19 protein-coding genes are annotated in these 16,949 nt (G+C 74.0%); all 19 read right to left on the reverse strand.

From position 1 onward, the window contains the following. Positions 1–15 precede the first annotated feature (15 nt). Positions 16–891: a flagellar motor protein MotB gene (locus tag ACR80Q_RS12545; protein WP_435377962.1), complete on the reverse strand. Its 876-nt coding sequence runs from the start codon at positions 889–891 to the stop codon at positions 16–18. A gap of 1 nt (position 892) precedes the next feature. Further along, positions 893–1,678 (reverse strand): motility protein A, encoded by a 786-nt coding sequence (locus tag ACR80Q_RS12550; protein ID WP_435377963.1) that lies wholly within the window; start codon positions 1,676–1,678, stop codon positions 893–895. Beyond that, complete coding sequence (locus ACR80Q_RS12555; RefSeq protein WP_435377964.1) at positions 1,678–2,016, reverse strand: flagellar FlbD family protein; 339 nt, start codon at positions 2,014–2,016, stop codon at positions 1,678–1,680. Before ACR80Q_RS12555 ends, ACR80Q_RS12550 begins: the two co-directional genes overlap by 1 nt. Positions 2,017–2,205: 189 nt before the next feature. Further along, on the reverse strand, positions 2,206–3,378 hold the full coding sequence (locus tag ACR80Q_RS12560) for a flagellar hook protein FlgE (RefSeq protein ID WP_435377965.1): 1,173 nt from the start codon (positions 3,376–3,378) through the stop codon (positions 2,206–2,208). A 79-nt stretch (positions 3,379–3,457) separates the two neighbouring features. Beyond that, positions 3,458–4,015: a flagellar hook assembly protein FlgD gene (locus ACR80Q_RS12565; protein ID WP_435377966.1), complete on the reverse strand. Its 558-nt coding sequence runs from the start codon at positions 4,013–4,015 to the stop codon at positions 3,458–3,460. Positions 4,016–4,147: 132 nt separating this feature from the next. Beyond that, positions 4,148–5,803: a flagellar hook-length control protein FliK gene (locus ACR80Q_RS12570; protein WP_435377967.1), complete on the reverse strand. Its 1,656-nt coding sequence runs from the start codon at positions 5,801–5,803 to the stop codon at positions 4,148–4,150. Between the two features lie 2 nt (positions 5,804–5,805). Further along, positions 5,806–6,921 (reverse strand): transglycosylase SLT domain-containing protein, encoded by a 1,116-nt coding sequence (locus ACR80Q_RS12575; RefSeq protein WP_435377968.1) that lies wholly within the window; start codon positions 6,919–6,921, stop codon positions 5,806–5,808. Further along, positions 6,918–7,334 (reverse strand): hypothetical protein, encoded by a 417-nt coding sequence (locus ACR80Q_RS12580; RefSeq protein WP_435377969.1) that lies wholly within the window; start codon positions 7,332–7,334, stop codon positions 6,918–6,920. Before ACR80Q_RS12580 ends, ACR80Q_RS12575 begins: the two co-directional genes overlap by 4 nt. Beyond that, positions 7,331–8,671, reverse strand: coding sequence for a FliI/YscN family ATPase (locus ACR80Q_RS12585; RefSeq protein WP_435377970.1), 1,341 nt, complete (start codon positions 8,669–8,671; stop codon positions 7,331–7,333). The genes ACR80Q_RS12580 and ACR80Q_RS12585 overlap by 4 nt, the downstream gene beginning before the upstream one ends. Then, positions 8,668–9,324, reverse strand: a complete 657-nt coding sequence (locus ACR80Q_RS12590; RefSeq protein ID WP_435377971.1) for a FliH/SctL family protein — start codon at positions 9,322–9,324, stop codon at positions 8,668–8,670. The genes ACR80Q_RS12585 and ACR80Q_RS12590 overlap by 4 nt, the downstream gene beginning before the upstream one ends. After that, positions 9,308–10,378 carry a flagellar motor switch protein FliG gene (gene fliG, locus ACR80Q_RS12595; protein WP_435377972.1) on the reverse strand — a complete coding sequence of 357 codons (1,071 nt, stop codon included), beginning with the start codon at positions 10,376–10,378 and terminating at the stop codon, positions 9,308–9,310. Before fliG ends, ACR80Q_RS12590 begins: the two co-directional genes overlap by 17 nt. Beyond that, positions 10,375–12,003 carry a flagellar basal-body MS-ring/collar protein FliF gene (gene fliF, locus ACR80Q_RS12600; RefSeq protein ID WP_435377973.1) on the reverse strand — a complete coding sequence of 543 codons (1,629 nt, stop codon included), beginning with the start codon at positions 12,001–12,003 and terminating at the stop codon, positions 10,375–10,377. The genes fliG and fliF overlap by 4 nt, the downstream gene beginning before the upstream one ends. After that, positions 12,000–12,356, reverse strand: coding sequence for a flagellar hook-basal body complex protein FliE (gene fliE, locus ACR80Q_RS12605; RefSeq protein WP_435377974.1), 357 nt, complete (start codon positions 12,354–12,356; stop codon positions 12,000–12,002). The genes fliF and fliE overlap by 4 nt, the downstream gene beginning before the upstream one ends. After that, positions 12,353–12,760 (reverse strand): flagellar basal body rod protein FlgC, encoded by a 408-nt coding sequence (locus ACR80Q_RS12610; RefSeq protein WP_435377975.1) that lies wholly within the window; start codon positions 12,758–12,760, stop codon positions 12,353–12,355. The genes fliE and ACR80Q_RS12610 overlap by 4 nt, the downstream gene beginning before the upstream one ends. 5 nt (positions 12,761–12,765) lie before the next feature. After that, entirely contained in the window at positions 12,766–13,083 is a 318-nt protein-coding gene (locus ACR80Q_RS12615) for a flagellar basal body rod protein FlgB (protein ID WP_435377994.1), read from the reverse strand. Positions 13,084–13,307: 224 nt separating this feature from the next. Then, positions 13,308–13,742, reverse strand: coding sequence for a hypothetical protein (locus ACR80Q_RS12620; protein WP_435377976.1), 435 nt, complete (start codon positions 13,740–13,742; stop codon positions 13,308–13,310). 9 nt (positions 13,743–13,751) lie between these two features. Next, entirely contained in the window at positions 13,752–14,240 is a 489-nt protein-coding gene (locus tag ACR80Q_RS12625) for a flagellar export chaperone FliS (RefSeq protein ID WP_435377977.1), read from the reverse strand. Continuing rightward, entirely contained in the window at positions 14,240–15,589 is a 1,350-nt protein-coding gene (gene fliD, locus ACR80Q_RS12630; RefSeq protein ID WP_435377978.1) for a flagellar filament capping protein FliD, read from the reverse strand. The genes ACR80Q_RS12625 and fliD overlap by 1 nt, the downstream gene beginning before the upstream one ends. A 155-nt stretch (positions 15,590–15,744) precedes the next feature. Beyond that, positions 15,745–16,899 carry a flagellin N-terminal helical domain-containing protein gene (locus tag ACR80Q_RS12635; protein ID WP_435377979.1) on the reverse strand — a complete coding sequence of 385 codons (1,155 nt, stop codon included), beginning with the start codon at positions 16,897–16,899 and terminating at the stop codon, positions 15,745–15,747. Positions 16,900–16,949 lie beyond the last annotated feature (50 nt).

Genomic DNA, 16,949 nt, shown 5'->3' on the forward strand with positions numbered 1-16,949 from the left:
GGTGCTCGGCTCGGTTCACGACCGGGTCGCCTCCAGCGTGGGCAGCAGGGCGCGGACGTCTGCGGACTCCGTCGAGCGGACCAGCAGGTCGACGCGCCGGTTGGTCTCGATCGCCACCGGGTCGTCCTTGGGCACCAGGGGCCGGGTGTCGCTGTAGCCGGTCGCGTCCAGCCGGCCCGGGTCCAGGCCGTCGACCTCGACGAGGCGGCGGACCACGGCCGCGGCGCGGGCGGCCGACAGCTCCCAGTTGGACGGGTAGATGGACCCCCGCCCGACCGGCAGGTGGTTGGCGTGGCCCTCGGCGCTGATGGCGGCGTCGGAGCGGGCGAGCGCCGGCGCGATGGCGTCGACGACCTCCGCACCCACCGGCTGGATCTCGGCGCTGCCGTTGGCGAAGAACACGTCGTCGGCGACCAGCACCACGACGAGGCCGTCGGTGGTGACGCGGTAGGAGGCCCGGTCCTCCAGGCCCTTCTCGGCCAACGCCGCCTGGATCTGCTCGGCGACGCCGTCCAGCCGGTTCAGCTCGGCCTCCGCGCGGGCCAGGTCGGACTCCGTCCGCTCCACGGGCAGGGTGTCGGCGATGCTCTCGACCTCCGCGGCGGCGACCGGTCCCATCCGTGGCACCCCGATGTCGATCGCCGCGACCTGCTGCCCGGACCCGGGGAACGGGCTGTCGGCACCGGCCATGGCGACGTACCGGGGCGCGCCGGCCCCGGCTGACATGCCCGCGGCCAGCTCGTCGAACTTCTTCTGGTCGACGGTGCTGAGGGCGAACATGACGACGAACAGCACGAACAGCAGCGTGATCATGTCGGCGTAGGAGATCAGCCAGCGCTCGTGGTTCTCGTGCTCCTCCTCGTGACCGCCGCGCTTCTTGTGCCCGGCCACGTCACGCCGCCTTGGCCTTGTCGGCCTTGTCGGTCTTGGTGGTACCCGGAGGCATGAGCGCACCGAGCTTGCGGGCCACCACGCGGGGGCTCGCACCGCCCTGGATGGCCAGGACGCCCTCGATGACGACCTCCATGTTGGTGATCTCCAGCTCCGAGAGCCGCTTCAGCCGGGCCCCGATCGGCAGGAAGATCACGTTGGCGCTCATGACGCCCCAGAGGGTGGCGAGGAACGCCGCCGCGATCAGGGGCCCGAGCGTCTCCGGCTGGTCCAGGTAGTTCAGCACGTGGAGCATGCCCATGACGGTGCCGACGATGCCGAGCGTGGGGGCGTAGGCACCCATGTCGTTGAAGAACTTGGCGCCGACCTTGTCGTGGGTCCGCTTGGACTCGATCTTGCTGAACAGGATCTCCTGCAGGTCCTCGGGGTCGGTGCCGTCGATGGCGAGCTCGAGGGCCTCCTTGAGGAACGGGTTGTCGAGCTGCGCGGCGGCCTCCTCCAGGCCCAGCAGGCCCTCGCGGCGGGCCTGCTCGGCGAGGGAGACGATCAGGTCGAGCTGCGCGTTGGGCTTGACGACCTTGGCGGTGGCGGCCCTCGCGAGGCACTTGGCGAAGTACGGGGCGTCGCTCATCGTGTTGCCGGCCAGCGACACCCCGACGGCGCCGCCCATGACGAGGATCATGGGCGGGAGGAAGAACATGTCGAGCGGGTCGCCGCCCTCGAGGATGACCCCGGTGACGATCGCCCCGTAGCCGAGGACCATGCCGATGATCAGGAGCAGGTCCATCAGGCCCTCCTGGCCCGGAGGCGGACGACGTCCGCGACCCCGCCCGCGGTGCCGGGTGCGGCCTGCGGGTCCACCTCGACCAGGTGCTCGTCGTCAGCGTCGACGCCGGCGGACGACAGGTCCTCGGCGGCGGCCGAGGGGGTGAACGCCCCGGCCGCGGCGACCACCCGGGCCCGGTACTCGACGATGCGGTCGATCAGCTCGTCGAGCTTCTGCACCACGACGTAGCGGCTGCCGTCGATGAGGGTCAGCACCGTGTCGGGGGTCTCTTCCGCCCGGTGGATCAGGTCCGGGTTCAGCGAGAACTCGCTGCCGTTGATCCTGGTCAGTCTGATCACGATGTCCGTCCGTGGCTGGTGGTGGGCGCGCCGTCCGTGGCGCGTCGTTCCTGGTGCTGATCGGCAGCGGGCCCGACCGGATGAGGCGGTCCGGGGGGTGTCCCCCGGACAGCCGAACGGGCCGCGGTGACCGCGGCCCGTCCGGGGTCCCACCCCGTCAGCGGACCGGGGCGGTGGCTCGGGAGGGCGTCAGCGCTTCATGTTGACGAGGTCCTGGAGGATCTCGTCGGAGGCGGTGATGACGCGGCTGTTCGCCTGGAACCCGCGCTGGGCGATGATCAGGCTGGTGAACTCCTGGGCCAGGTCGACGTTGCTCATCTCGAGCATGCCGCCGGCCAGGGTGCCCCGACCGTCGCCGGGGACGCCGACCTGGACGTTGCCGGAGTTGACGCTGGCGCGGTAGGCCGAGCCGCCGGCCTTCTCGAGGCCGCCGGGGTTGGCGAAGGTGGCCAGGGCCAGCTGGCCCAGGGTCTCGCGACGGCCGTTGGAGAACACGCCGACGAGGGCGCCGTCGGGGCCGACACCGAAGGACGACAGGGTGCCGGCGGCGGCACCGTCCTGGAACAGCGCGGCGGCGGTGTTCGACCCCGCGTACCCCGTCAGGCCGGCCATGTCGATGGTGATGCCGTTCACGACGACGGCGGCAGGGGCCGGGGCCGTGCCGTCGGCGGCGAAGTTCAGGACGGAGTTGGCGACGGTGGCGCCGTCGGTGACCTGCACGTTCCACTGGGTCGCGTTGACCCGGGTGTAGGCGACGCTGACGACGCGGGCGTTGCCCTGGCCGTCGTAGACCTCGATCGACGTGGGGATCGCGGTGCCGACGGCGATGTCCGAGGGCAGGTTGCCGCCCATCGTGACGGCGGTGCTGGCGGTCGGCTGCAGCAGCGCGCCGATGGGCAGGGTCAACGGGCCCAGGGGGCCGTTCACGTTGGCGACCCCGTTGACGGCGCCCCAGCCCTGCACGAGCGCACCGTCGGTCGTGGTCAGGCGGCCCTGGGCGTCGAAGCTGAAGGACCCGGCACGCGTGTAGAGCTGCTCGTTGCCGTTGTTGACCACGAAGAAGCCGTCGCCGGAGATCATCAGGTCGGTGGCCCGGCCGGTGGTCTGCGCGGCGCCCTGGCCGAAGTTGGTGTTGATGCCGGCGACACGGGTACCGAGGCCGACCTGCGCCGGGTTGGTGCCGCCCTGCTGGGCGTTGGGGGCCGCGGCGCCCTGCAGTAGCTGGCTCAGGGTGTCCTGGAACAGCGTCTGGGACGACTTGAACCCGGCGGTGTTGACGTTGGCGATGTTGTTGCCGGTGACGTCCATCATCGTCTGGTGCGAGCGGAGCCCGCTGATCGAGCTGAACATGGAGCGGAGCACGGTGACCTCCTGAGGTCGTGGCTGGTGCAGGTCTGGGAGCGGTGCAGGTCGGGGGGCAGGTCGGGGAGCGGTCGTGAGGTCAGGCGGTGGCCGGGGCGGTGCCGGTCGGGGCGGTGGCCGCCGGGGGTGCCGCAGCCGCAGGGGTGGTCGCCGGGGCCGGGGCGACCGGCGCCGTGGTGGCCACCGGGTCGCGGAGCTCCTGCACGAGGCCGAACGGCACCTCGACGGGGCCGGAGGGCGTCATGACCCGCAGGACGGGCTGGTCGGCGGTGAAGAGCGCCGACGTCACGGTCCCGGTGACGGGGACGTTGCCCGCGCCCAGGAACGTGACCTCGCGGCCGACGGTCGACCCGGCTCCCCAGCGCTGCTGGATGCCGAGCGCGGCCGCGGTGGAGTCGGCGACCTCCTGCAGCTTCTCGACCTGCGTGAACTGCGCAGTCTGGGCGATGAACTCCGCGCCCTCGGCCGGGTTCAGCGGGTCCTGGTAGCGCAGCTGGGCGACGAGCAGCTTGAGGAACGCGTCCTTGCCCAGGGAGTCCGAACCGGCGGTCGTGGCGGGCGCGGTCTGCGCCGTGGTGTCGGCCAGCGACCAGGTCGGGACGGTGCTGCCGGTGGTGCCTGTGGTCGGCACGGTCATCGTGGTCCGCCTGTCTGGTCGAGGGTCGGTGCCCTGCTCGGGGTGGTGCTCGGGGTGGTGCTGCTCGGGGTGGTGCTGCTCGGGGTGGTGCTGCTCGCGGTGGTGCTGCTCGCGGTGGTGCTGCTCGGGATGTCAGGCACGGACGTCCACCGACCGGCGTCCGGTGACCGGTTCCCGTGTGACGACCGGGGCCTCGTCCGGGCTCCGCCGTCCCACGACGTCGGGCAACGGCTGCCCGTAGGGCTGGGGCGCGGGGCCACCCGCGGCGCGACGGTCGCCGTGACGCCCGCCCTCGCCGCTGCCCCAGCCGGTGTCACGGGGCTGGCCGTCGCCGACCTGCTCGCGGAGGTCGGCCAGCGCACCGCGCAGGACCTCGCGCGTCGCCTCGTCGCCACCGGCCAGGCCGATGTCGATGCCGGCCGCGGTGTGCTCCGCGGTGATGCGGACGGGACCGAGCTCGGCGGGGTTCAGGTGCAGCACGAGCCGGGTGACGTCGCCCAGCGCGGCCCCGGCGAGCCGGGACCGGGTGGCGGCGGCGACGGCCTCGAGCTGCTGCAGGGTGAACGGCCCGATGGACGCACCACCGGGGGCGGCGGCCTGGGCGGCCGGTGAGGCACCGGCCGACGTCACCAGCGGCGCCGGCCCACCGGCGGTCACCGGCTGCGTGGTCGGCTGCCCGGTGGTGACCGGCCCCGTCGTCGGCTGGGCGGGCCCGGCGTCACCCGCCGTCGCCCGGGTGGGGCTGCCCGGCGCGGCACCCAGGGCACCGGTACCGAGCGGCGGCACCCCCGACCGGCCCGCGGCGCTCGCGACGGTGGCCCCGGCGGAACCGGCGGACCAGCCCGCGGTCCCCGGCGCGACGGCCCGCTCGGCGCCGTCCGTGGTCCCGGCGACGGTGGCACCGTCGGTGGCGGCGGTCGAGGTGGTGCCGGTGGCAGCCGGGGCGCCGACCGGACCGGCGGCCCCCGCGGCGGCGGTCGTCGGGCCCGTGACCGCGTCGGTGCCGGGCGCACCGACCGTCCCGGCGGCGTCGGCCAGAGGTGCGGTGCCCGTCGCCGCGGTCGGCGCCCCGGTCCCTCCGGCGGGCGACGTGACGACCGCCGAGCCGGGGCCAGCCGCGCCGGGACCGGTCGCGGCGACCGTGCCGCCAAAGGCGGAGCCCGGGACGGCGCCGGGTGACCCGGAGGTGCCCGCCGCGGCGACGTCCACCGCGGTGAGGTCGACCGTGCTGGGGTCGACCGTGGTGGGGTCGACCGCGTTGCCGTCGGTCGGGCCCCCGTGGCCCGGGGTCGGCACGGTCCGGGTCGATGCGTCCGTCGGTCCGCCGGTGCGGTCGAGCGGGCTCCCGGGGCGTCCGGTGACCGTCGGGTCCTGGCCGGGACGGCTGCGCTGCTCGACGGCCGGGCCCACCGCACCCGACTCGTGGGCCTCGTAGGCCGCGCCACGGTCGCGGACCAGGGCCCGACGCGCCTCGGCCCGGTCCGCCGCACGGTCCGCCGCGCGGTCCGCCGCGCGGTCCGCCGCGCGGTCCGCCGCACGGTCCGCGGCACGGTCCGCGGCACGGTCCGCGGCACGGTCCGCGGCACGGTCCGCCGCACGGTCCGCCGCACGGTCCGCCGCACGGTCGGGGCGCTGGGCCGCGGGCCGGTCCGCCGCGCGGACGTCGCGCAGCACCCGGTCGAACGCACCGGCGTCGACCCGGCGGGACGCGCCGGCGGTGGCCGGCAGCAGGTCGCCGATCGCGGCGGCGCCGCCTCGGGCGCCGGGTGTCGTGGTCAGCTCGCGCATGGTCATCCTCGTCCCAGGGCCGCGGTGATCGCGGCGACGTAGTCTTGGGTCTCCTTGAACGGCGGGATCCCGCCGTGGCGCCGGACGTTGCCCGGGCCCGCGTTGTAGGCCGCGAGGGCCAGCTCGAGCGTGCCGAAGGCGTCCAGCTGCTGGCGCAGGTAGCGCGCGGCGCCGTCGATGGCCTGGACCGGGTTCATCGGGTCCACGCCCAGCTCGCGCGCCGTACCCGGCATGAGCTGCATGAGACCGCGGGCCCCGGCCGGGCTCACGGCGTCGGTACGCATCCCCGACTCCCGCTGGGCGACCGCCTGCAGGAGCCCGGCGGGCAGGTCGTGGCGTGCGGTCGCGGCCTGGAACGCCGCGCCCAGGTCCGCGCCGTTGGCCCAGGCCGGACGCGCGGACGCGGCCGGCACGGCGGCCGCGGCGGGGGCGGCCCCCTCGGCCGGCACGACCCGGCGGATGGTCGTGGTGTCGGGCCACACCGCGCTGATCATGACGTCGGTGCCCTTGCGGCGGGCGTGGAGCATCTGCCCGTCACCGACGTAGATGCCGATGTGACGACCGCTGGGCGAGCTCTTGCTGTCGTAGACCAGCAGGTCGCCGGGCCGCGCGTCGGCCATCGAGGCCACCTCGGTACCCACCGTGCGCTGCTCGGAGACCGTGCGGGGCACGCTGACGCCGAGGTCCTTGAAGACCCGCTGCACCAGCCCGGAGCAGTCGAACCCCTTGGCGGGGTCCGTGCCGCCCCACAGGTAGGGCACGCCGAGGTACTTCCGCGCGGTGGCGACCACGTCGGCCCCCGTCGGTCCGGACGACCCGCCGGACGGGGCGGCGGACGCAGCAGCAGCAGCAGCCGAGGCGGTGGCGCCCGAGGACGCGGCGGTGGCGGCGCCGAGCCCGGACCCCAGGCCGGTGGCACCCAGGGCCTGCGCCAGGGGCGTGGTCGCCGAGCCGGTCCCGGTGGTCCCGCTCGTGCTGCGGACCGCGGTGCTGAGCGAGCTCGCGAAGGAGTCCGCGAGCAGCGGGTCGACCTGTGCGCGCCCGGTCCGCGACGACAGCATGTCGATGCGGGAGGTGATGGTCGCGATCCGCGACTGCACCTCGGCGATGCCGCTCATCGGCCGGCCTCGCGGTGACGGCGCAGGCCGGCCACGACGTCGTCGAGCTCGGCGGCCTCCAGGTGCTCGCGCCGGGCGCGCCGCTCCTCGGCCCGTCGTTCCTCCAGCCGCTCGACGGCCTTGAGCCGCATCCGGGCCCGCGAGACGAGCTCCTGCTGCTGCTCCTCCTCGGCCAGGGCGCTGACCAGGGCGTCGTCGGCCCGGGACAGGTCGCCGAGCAGACCCGCGCGGCGGGCCAGGGCCAGCCGGGGGTCGCCCCCGGCCTCGAGCAGGTGCGGGTCGCCGGTGAGGCGACCGACGACCTGGGCGCGGGCGGCCTGAGCGCGGGCGCGGGCGCCGACCGCCGTGGCGGCGTCGCGCTCGGCCTCGCGGCGGGCCGTCCGACGCAGCCCGAGCAGGGCGGTCAGGCTCATGACGTGCCCGCCGCGTCGGCGATGGCGCGCAGCGCGCGGACCGTCTCGGCCACGGGGGCGGGCTCGGCCAGGCCCTGCGAGCAGAACACCTCGACCGGCCCCTGCAGCCGCAGCGCGGCGTCCACGTCGGCGTTGCTGCCGGCCACGTAGGCCCCGACCTCGACCAGGTCGCGGGCGTCGCGGTGCGCGGCCAGGATGCGGCGCACCCGCGAGGCCGCCTGCAGCTCCTCCGGCGTGCTGATGTGGGGGGCCAGACGCGAGATCGAGGCGAGCACGTCGACGCTGGGGAACCGGCCCGCCGTGGCGATGGCGCGGCTCAGCACGACGTGGCCGTCGAGCACACCACGCACGGCGTCGGCGATCGGCTCGTTGTGGTCGTCGCCGTCGACCAGCACCGTGTAGACGCCGGTGATGGACCCGGTGGCCAGCGGGCCGGCGCGCTCCAGCAGGCGGGGCAGCATCGCGAACACCGACGGCGGGAACCCGCGGGTGGCCGGGGGCTCCCCCGCGCTCAGGGCGACCTCGCGCTGGGCGGTCGCGACCCGGGTCAGGCTGTCCATCAGCAGGACGACGTCCGCGCCCTCGGCGGCGAAGCCCTCGGCGATGCGGGTCGCGGCGAACGCGGCGCGCAGCCGCAGCAGCGGCGGGTCGTCGGAGGTGGACACGACGACGACGGAGCGGGCGAGCCCCTCCGGTCCCAGGTCGTCCTCGACGAACTGGCGCACCTCCCGGCCACGCTCACCGACCAGCGCGATGACGGTCACGGCGGCCTCGTTGTTGCGCGTGATCATGGACAGCAGGCTCGACTTGCCGACCCCGGACCCGGCGAACACGCCGATCCGCTGGCCGCGTCCGACGGGCGTGAAGCCGTCCAGGACCCTGACGCCCAGGGGCAGGCGCGAGGTGATGCGACCGCGGGTCAGGGGCGAGGGGGCCGCACCGTCCACGTCACCGAGCTGCGTGGTGGCGGGGGCCGGACGGCCGTCCAGCGGGGCCCCGGTGGGGTCGATGACGCGTCCGAGCAGCTCCCGGCCGAGCGGCACCCGGGCACGGGTCCCGGTGGCGCGGGCCGGGACGCCGACGGCCAGGCCGGCCGTGCCGTGCAGGGGCGTGCAGGACAGCCGGGTGCCGTGCGCGGCGACGACCTCGGCCTCGACCGTGGCGGCACCGTCACCGACCAGGACGATCTCGCCGAGGGCGGCCCGGACGCCGTCGATCTCGACGCCCAGGCCCACGACGGCGCTGACGCGGCCGCGGCGGCTGGGCGCGGAGGCCGCGGCCGCCCGCTGCAGCCGGGGCGCCACGAGGCGACGGACGTCCGTCGCCGCGGCGCTCACCGCTCGACCTCGGTCATGGCGGCGACCGCGGCCTCGACGGCCGGCACGAGCAGGTCGGTGACCGTGGTGGCCCCGGTCCGGACGACGACGTCACCGTCGGACAGCCGCACGTCGGCGACCACCACGACCCCGGTGGGCAGCCCGTCGGGGAGCACGCCCTCGCGCTCGAGCAGCCTCACGGCGTCGGGCATAACGTGCACGGTCGTCGGGGCGCCGGGCTCGGCCTCGTCCAGCGCCCGGCGGAGCCGGCCCACCAGCGCGTCGGCGGTGGGGGCGGCGTCGAGCACGACCTGGCGGGCCAGGTCGGCGGCGCAGGTCGCGACGACCTCGACGAGGTCGGCGACCTCGACGGTGGCGTCCTCCTGCAGCTGGACCGCGCCGGCCCGCAGCTGCAGCATAAGGTCGCCGAGCCGGGTCCGGACCTGGTCCCGCTCCGCGGCGAGGGCGGCGAGGCGGGCCTCCTCCTGGGCGCCCACGGTCGCGGTGGCCCGACGCAGGCCCTCGCTGTAGCCCGTGGCGTACCCGGCGGCGTAGCCGTCGGCGCGACCGGGGCCGGCCGTACCGGTGGGACCGGGCACGACGCCGGGCACGAACGGGCGGACCTGGGGGACTCCCGGCTCGCGACGGGCGAGCAGCTCAGGAGACGAACTCATCGTCACCACCCCGTCTCACGACGATCTGGCCGGACTCCTCGAGCGAGCGGATGATCTGGACGATCGTGGCCTGGGCCTCCTCGACCGCGGACACCCGGACGCTGCCGAGCACCTCGATCTCGTCGACCAGGTCCTGACGCGCCCGCTCGGACACGTTGGACAGCACCTTGTCCCTCACGACGGCGGCCACCGACTTGAGCGCCGTGGCCAGGACGACCGAGTCGACCTGGCGCAGCACCATCTGCACGGCCCGGTCCTCGAGGCTGACGACGTCGGCGAACACGAACAGCCGGGCCCGGACCTCCTCGGCCAGGGCCGGGTCGGTGGCCTCCAGGCCGTCGAGGATGGCGCGCTCGGTGGCGGCGTCGGCGCGGTTGATGACGTCGACCAGGCTCTGCACGCCACCGGTCATCACGTCACCGGTGCTCTGCGGCAGCACGGACGACGTCCGGGCCTTGAGCACCTCCTGGAGGATGTTGAGCGCGTGCGGCTGGAACCGGCCGGTGTGGGCGAGCCGGCGGGCCACGGCGGCCTGGTCGGTGGCCGACAGCCCGGCCATGACCACCGACGCCTGGTCCGGACGCAGGTGCACCAGGACGGCGGCCAGGGTCTGGGGGTGCTCACCGCGCAGGATCGACATCAGCTGCTGGGGGTCGACGTCCTGCAGGAACTTCAGCGGCCGCTCCGCGACCGAGCTGGCGATCCGCTTCATGACGTCGCCGGCGTCCTCCTTGCCCAGCGAGCGCTCGAGCATGTCGCGGGCGTAGCCCTCGCCCCCTGCGCCGACGACCCCTTGACGGACGGCCAGGCTGTGGAACTGGGTCAGCACCTGCCCGGCGATGGCCGGGGAGACGTCGCGGAGCCGGACGACCTGGGCGACCAGCTCGTCGAGGTCGGTGCCGCCGAGGTGGCGGATGACGTTCGCGGCGCGCTCCTTGCCGAGCATGACCAGCAGGACGGCGGCCTTCTGCAGACCCGACAGGTCGACGGCCGGGACCGGTGCGCGGCCGGTGCCCGGGTCGACGGACAGCGGCGGGGTGTCGGTGACGGTCATGAGGACCTCCGGTCGGCGAGCCAGGAGCGCAGCAGCTCGGCCACCTCGGCCGGTTCGCGGTCGACGAGGTCGATGACCTCCTCGCGCTGCACCTGCAGCGCGGCGATCTCCTCCGCCTCGGGGTCGGGGGCGGCGGGCAGGGCCTCACGGGGTGCGGGGACCGGCGGCAGGGGCGCCGGCGGCAGGGGCTCCTCGAGCGGTTCGTACAGGCCCAGGTCGACGGGCTCGGTCCGCTTGCGACGGCGGCCCAGGACGATCGTCACGATGATGACGACCAGGACCAGGACCGCCAGGACCGCGTTCCAGATCCACTGCTCCTGGGCCGCGGCGGCCTCCGCCTCCGCGGCGGCCTCCAGCTCGGCGGCGACGGCGTCGGCGTCCCCGACGTCGAACGGCATCTGGGTCACCGAGACCACGTCGCCGCGCGCCGCGTCCAGGCCGACCGCGGCGGACACGGTGTCCTGCAGGGCGAGCATGTCGGCGCGGGCCACGGCATCGCGGTCGACGACCACGGACACGCTGAGCCGCTCGACCGCGCCGGGGGCCTGAACGACCCGCTCGGTGACCTTGCCCACGGCGTTGTTGACCGTGCTGGACTCCGACTCGTAGGCGGAGTCCGCGCCGCCGGCGTTGGGCACGGCGATGTTGTCCGGGCCGAGGACCCCGGCCTCGTTGTTGCCGGCGCCGGTGTAGGCCTCGGTCTCGACGGTCTGGCTGAGCGGCAGGACGCCCTCCTCGGGGGCGAGGAAACGCTCGGTCGTCGCCTCGGACTCGTCGAAGTTGAGCCCCGCCGTGACGGTGGCGACGGCGTTGCCGGGCCCCACGACGGTGTCCAGCAGGGTCTGCAGGTCCCCGGCGACGCGGCTCTCGAACTCGGCGGTCATGTCGGCCGCCTCGCCGCCGCCGGCCGCGGCGCCGGGACCACCGGACGCGGACAGCATCGAGCCCTCGGCGTCGACGACGGTGACCGACTCCGGCGTCATGCCCTCGATGGACGAGGAGACCAGGTTGACGATCGACTGCACCTGGCCCTTGTCGAGGGTGGTGCCGGTCGCGGTCTGCACGAGCACGCTGGCGGTGGGGGTGTCGCTCTCCTCGAGGAACACGTCCTTCTCGGGGATGGCGAGGTGGACCACGGCGGTCTCGACCCCGTCGATGGCGGCGATGGTCTTGGCGAGCTCGCCCTCCATCGCCCGCTGGTAGGCGACCTCCTGCTGGAACTGCGAGGCGGTGACGCCCTGCTCGTCCAGCAGCGAGTAACCGCCCGTGTCGTCGCCCGGCAGGCCGGCGGCGGACATCTGCAGCCGCAGGTCGTACACCCGGTCGCTCGGCACCAGGACCGTGGCCCCGCCGTCGGCCAGCTCGTAGGGGACCCCGGCGGCCTGCAGCTGCTCGACCACGGCACCGCCGTCGGCGGAGGACAACCCGGTGAACAGCGGGCCCAGCTGCGGGGCGCGCTGCCACTGGACGAACACGACGGCGCCGACGAGCAGGGCGACCGCGACGACGACGCCGATGGTCTTCTGCGCGGGCGGCAGGTCGTTCCAGGCGGACTGGGCCCGACGGGCCTGCTGGGTGGCCTTGACGCGGGGGTCGTTGCTGACCACGTTCTGCCGCGGGCTCACAGCTGCATCCTCATGACCTCGGAGTAGGCGTCGACGGCCTTGTTGCGCAGCGCCACGGTCATCTGGGTGGCGAGCGTGGCCTCGGTCGCGGCGATCGTGTACTGGCTCGGGTCGGCGAGCTGGCCGGTGACGGCCTGCACGGCCAGCTCGTCCGCGGTGGCCTGCAGCTGCTGGACCTGGTCGAGGCGACCGACGGTGGCCTGGCCGAGGCCGGCGTTCTGCAGGGCCCCGGCGAACTCGGTGCCGGCGGCCGCGCTGGCGGCGGGGTCCACGGGCGGCAGGGGCGCCGACAGCGGGCCGACCGGGGCGACGGGGCCGGGTCCGGTGACCGCGCCGATGGGCTGCATGCTCATGAGTTCCTCCCGACGTTGATGGCGGCGGAGTAGGCGTCACGGGCCCGGTCGACCACGGCGAGGTTCGCCTGGTAGCCGCGCTGCGCCATCATCAGCTGCGCCATCTGGCTGGCCATGTCGATGTCGGGGGTGCGGATGTACCCCTCGGCGTCGGCGTAGGGGTGCTGGGGGTCGTAGACCATCCGGCCGTTCGGGTCGCCGAGCTCGACGCCCGCGACCTGCGCGCCGCCGATCCCCTCGCCGTACTGCACGGAGCGGGCCATCACGTAGCGCGCCTGGAACGCGTCCTCGCCGGCCGGGTTGACGGTGTTGAGGTTCGACAGGTTGTCGCTGACCGCGTCGAGCCACTTGCGGTAGACGGTCACGCCGGAGCCCGCGACGCCGAAGACGGGGAAGGAGGACACCCGGGTCAGCCCATCGTCCGGATGGCGGCCCGGACGACGCCGAAGCGGTCGTCGATGGCGCGCAGCGCGAGCTGGTACCGCATCCCGGTGTCGATCGACTGCAGGGTCTCGGTGTCGAGGTTGACGTTGTTGCCGTCCATCCGGGTGGGTTCCAGCGACAGCGCCTGGCTGTGGCCGGTCACCTCGCGGCGGCCCGAGCCGGCGGCCTTGGCGACCGCGTCCTCGAAGGCCACCCGACGGGACTGGAAGCCCGGGGTCTGGATGTTGGCGATGTTGTCGGCGATGGCCCGGCTGCGGGCGCTGAGGCCGGAGACGGCGCTCATCAGGGCAGCACCGGTCACGGAGGCGGTCTCGGTCACTTCGTCGATCTCCTCATGCCGACCCCGGGGTGCGGGGCGGTGCGGGGCGGCCGGTCCGTCGGCCTGTGGAGTGAGCGATCCGTGCTCACACAGGGCTTCGTCCCCGGGCCGACCGGAGTGGATCGCCCGAACGGGTGACGGCCGCGACCGCCCCCGCGCGCCTGCCGCGAGGCAGGGTGTCGCAGCGCTCAGAGCGCCTGGTCGACGTACATCGGGCGGGCGTCGGAGGGGACCAGCCGGTCCACGACCTCCATGTGCCGGCGCGAGCTGGTCATGGCGGTCGAGAGCCGACCGGTGACCAGGAGCTGGCGTTCCAGGATGCGCTCGGCACGCTCGCGCATGCTGTCGGGCAGGGGGGTGTCCAGCCGGGGCGCGGTCCACGTGACCCGCGGCGGCGCGCCGTCCGGGCCAGGTCCGCCCTGCTGGTCGCCCCCGTGGTCCTCATGGCTGTCGCGCAGCATGGCCTCGGCCCGCTCCACGTCGACCTCGAGGTCGTCCAGGGCACGCTGCCAGGCGTGGTCGAAGTCGTCGTCCCCGGTGCGGGGACGCACGACGGCGGGCCGGGGGTCGGGACGGTGGAACAGGTGCCCCGTCGCGGCCGGCCTCGAAGGCTGCTGGATCATCCGGTCGGCTCAGCCGACCAGCGACGTGCGCTGCGTGGGGACCCCGTCGGCGTCGCCGAGGACCGCGGCGCGGGCAGGCGACACGGCCGCAGTGCCGGCGGTGGCCGCCTGGCGCCATGCGTCGGTCAACGGCTCGACGATCCGGCCGCAGGCGGCCGTGCGCTCGGGGTCGTGCTGCACGTTGGCGCTGACGAGCTCGCTCATCAGGAACGAGTAGACGGACATCAGCCGGGCCCCGCCGGACCAGGCGTCGACGTCGAGGCTGCTCATGAGCTCGGCGACGATGGCCTGGGCGTGGACCAGCTGCTCGTTGGCGGCGCTGTGCCGGCCGGCGCGCTGGGCGGCCTCGCCGCGCGCGATGTCCAGCACGAGCCGGTCGAACAGCTTGACCAGCAGCTGCGACGGGCTGGCGGTGCTCAGCGCGTCGTCGGTGAACCGGTTGAGGCGCGCGGCGGTGGTGGTGCGCGCGGTGGCGAACCCGAAGGCGGCGGCGCTCATCAGCGCTGCCAGTTGTTGCTGAGGCCGGCCAGCTGGCCGGACAGCCACGACGACTGGCTCTGCATCCGGCCCAGGGCGACCTCGAGGCCGGAGAACTGTCGCTGCAGGTTGGAGCGGCGGGTCTCGAGTCGTCGGTCCCACGAGTCGATGGCCAGCTGCAGGTCCTTGACCCGCTGCTCACGACCCTGGACGGCGTTGGTGATGGTGCCGGTGTCGGCGTTGGTGGCGCGCTCCAGGACGGTGGTGAGCCGCTTCGACAGCCCGTCCGGGGTGGTGGTGACCGCCCCGACGGTGACGGCTGCGGGGGCCAGCATGGCCCGCGTCCCCGCAGGGTCGTCGGCCAGGGCCTTCGCGAAGACGGCCTCGTCCAGGACGAGCCGCCCTTCTCTCGTCGTCTGGATCCCGATCTCGGCGGGTGACCTCCCACCGAGGGCGTCAGCGGCCGAGCGGAGCAGGTCACCGGCGATCGCGCGGACCTGGTTGTCCGACGACAGCGGGGCGCGCGTCGTGGCCGCCGGGTCGTTCTTGGTCTGCGTCTCGATGTCGGACAGCGCGGCGTTGACCGCGTCGACCATGGCCTTGACCGCCGCCGTGGTCTTGCCGCTGTCGGCGGCGACGTTGATCGTGCTCGTCCCGATCTGCGCGAGGCTGACGGTGACGCCCGGGAGGATGTCGGTCACGGAGTTGGTGGCCGAACGGCCCTCGACCCCGTCGATCTCGTACACGGCGTCGGCGCCACCGTCGACGGTGCCCATGAGCGCGCTCAAGCCCGTGACGCCCTCGAAGGCCGCGTCCTCACCGGACTCGTTGGAGCGGAGCTGCAGCTTGTAGGCGTCCGCGCCCACCCTGACGGCGACGGCGGTCACCCCGGTCTCGGCCGACTTCTCGTTGAAGGCCGCCACGACGTCGCGCAACGACCCCGACTCGGCGACGAAGCTCACCGGGTCACCGGAGGCCGTCGCCACGGTGATCGTGGCCCCGGCGGTCGCGACGTCGTCGTCGAGACCGAAGCTGAGCACGGAGGTCGACCGGGCGGCGGACGCGAGGGACTTGACCTCGATGGTCGAGCTGCCCGCCAGCGCGCCGGCGCCGGTGGTGGCGGTGACGGACGTCCCGGTCACCGTGGTGGTCCTGGCGTTCCAGGCGGCGTCCTTGCCGAGCTCGGCGACCGCGGTCTCCGCGGACTTCAGCCGGCTGGCGACGATCTGGTAGGCGGTGACGCTGCTGGTCTGCGTCCGCATGTTCAGCTGCAGCTTCTGCTGCGGGATGCCCTCGACCTGCATCAGCTGGTTGATCAGGCTGGTGGTGTCCAGGCCGCTGGAGAGGCCGTCGATGCCGAACATGCCCATGGTCCGGCACTCCTGTCGTCTCGTCGGTCACCCGCGTCTGCGGCTGGCGGTGGTGCAGGTGGCGCCGTGGGGAGAGGTGGATCCCGCCCGCCGGGGGCCGTGGTGCGGCCCCCGGCGGGCGGTGGTTCAGGTGCTGGTTCCGGTGGTGACCGGGATCAGCGGAGGAGCGACAGGACGCCCTGGGGCGCCTGGTTGGCCTGCGCGAGCATGGCGGTGCCGGCCTGCGACAGGATCTGCGTGCGCGTGAACTCGACCATCTCCAGAGCCATGTCCGTGTCGCGGATCCGGCTCTCCGACGCGGACAGGTTCTCCACCGCGACGTTGAGGTTGTTGATGGTGTGGTCGAAGCGGTTCTGCAGCGCACCCAGGTCGGAACGGGTGGTCGACACCGTCTTGATGGCCTCGTCGATGGCGGTGATGGCGCCATCGGCACCGGTCGCCTGCGAGCCCACCAGGGAGTTGGTGTCGTCGGCGGTGACCGGAGCAGCCGCCTGCGTGAAGACCAGGCCGGCACCCGCCTCGGTCACGGTGACGGCCCCGGCGCCCAGCTTCTCGTTCGCAGCATTCTGCACCGCGGTCAGCTTCTGGGCTGCGGTGGCACCGGAGTCGAACTTGACGGTGGACAGGTCCAGGGACTTGTTGCCCAGCGTGATGGAGCCGCTGAGGCCGTCGAACTGCTCCGACAGGCCGTAGTCGGCGGTGCCGACGGTGACGACACCGGCGGTGCCGTTGGCGGTGGCGGTGGTCTGGGCCACGGCGACACCCGCGGTGGCGGAGGTCACGTCGACGCCCTCGACACCCAGGCCGCTGGCGCTCATCGAGGTGCCGACCTTGACGCTGATGCTCTCGCCGACGTTGGCGCCGACCTGGAACTTGCCGTTGTAGTCGCCGTCGAGCAGCTTGGTGCCGTTGAACTGGGTGGTGTCGGCGATACGGGTCAGCTCGGACTTGAGCTGCGAGAGCTCGGACTGGATGTTGCCCTTGGCGTCCTCGCTGAGGCCACCGGAGTTGGCACCCTGCACGGACAGGTCACGCATGCGCTGGAGGATGGCGTGCGTCTCGGTGAGCGCACCCTCAGCGGTCTGGACGACGGAGATGCCGTCCTGGGCGTTGCGGACAGCCTGCTTCAGACCGCCGACCTGCGAGCGCAGGCCCTCGGAGATCGCCAGGCCGGCGGCGTCGTCAGCAGCGCGGTTGATGCGGAAACCGCTGGACAGCTTCTCCAGCGACTTGCTCATCTGGCCGTCGGTGACGGACAGGTTGCGGTAGCTGTTGAACGCCGCGATGTTGTTGTTGATCTGAAGACCCATGATCTGTGTTCCTCCGTGATGTCGGGGTGGACTCGGCCTTCCGTGGCCAG

It is taken from the genome of Aquipuribacter aurantiacus (assembly GCF_051216895.1).
Taxonomy (GTDB): Bacteria; Actinomycetota; Actinomycetes; order Actinomycetales; family JBBAYJ01; genus Aquipuribacter.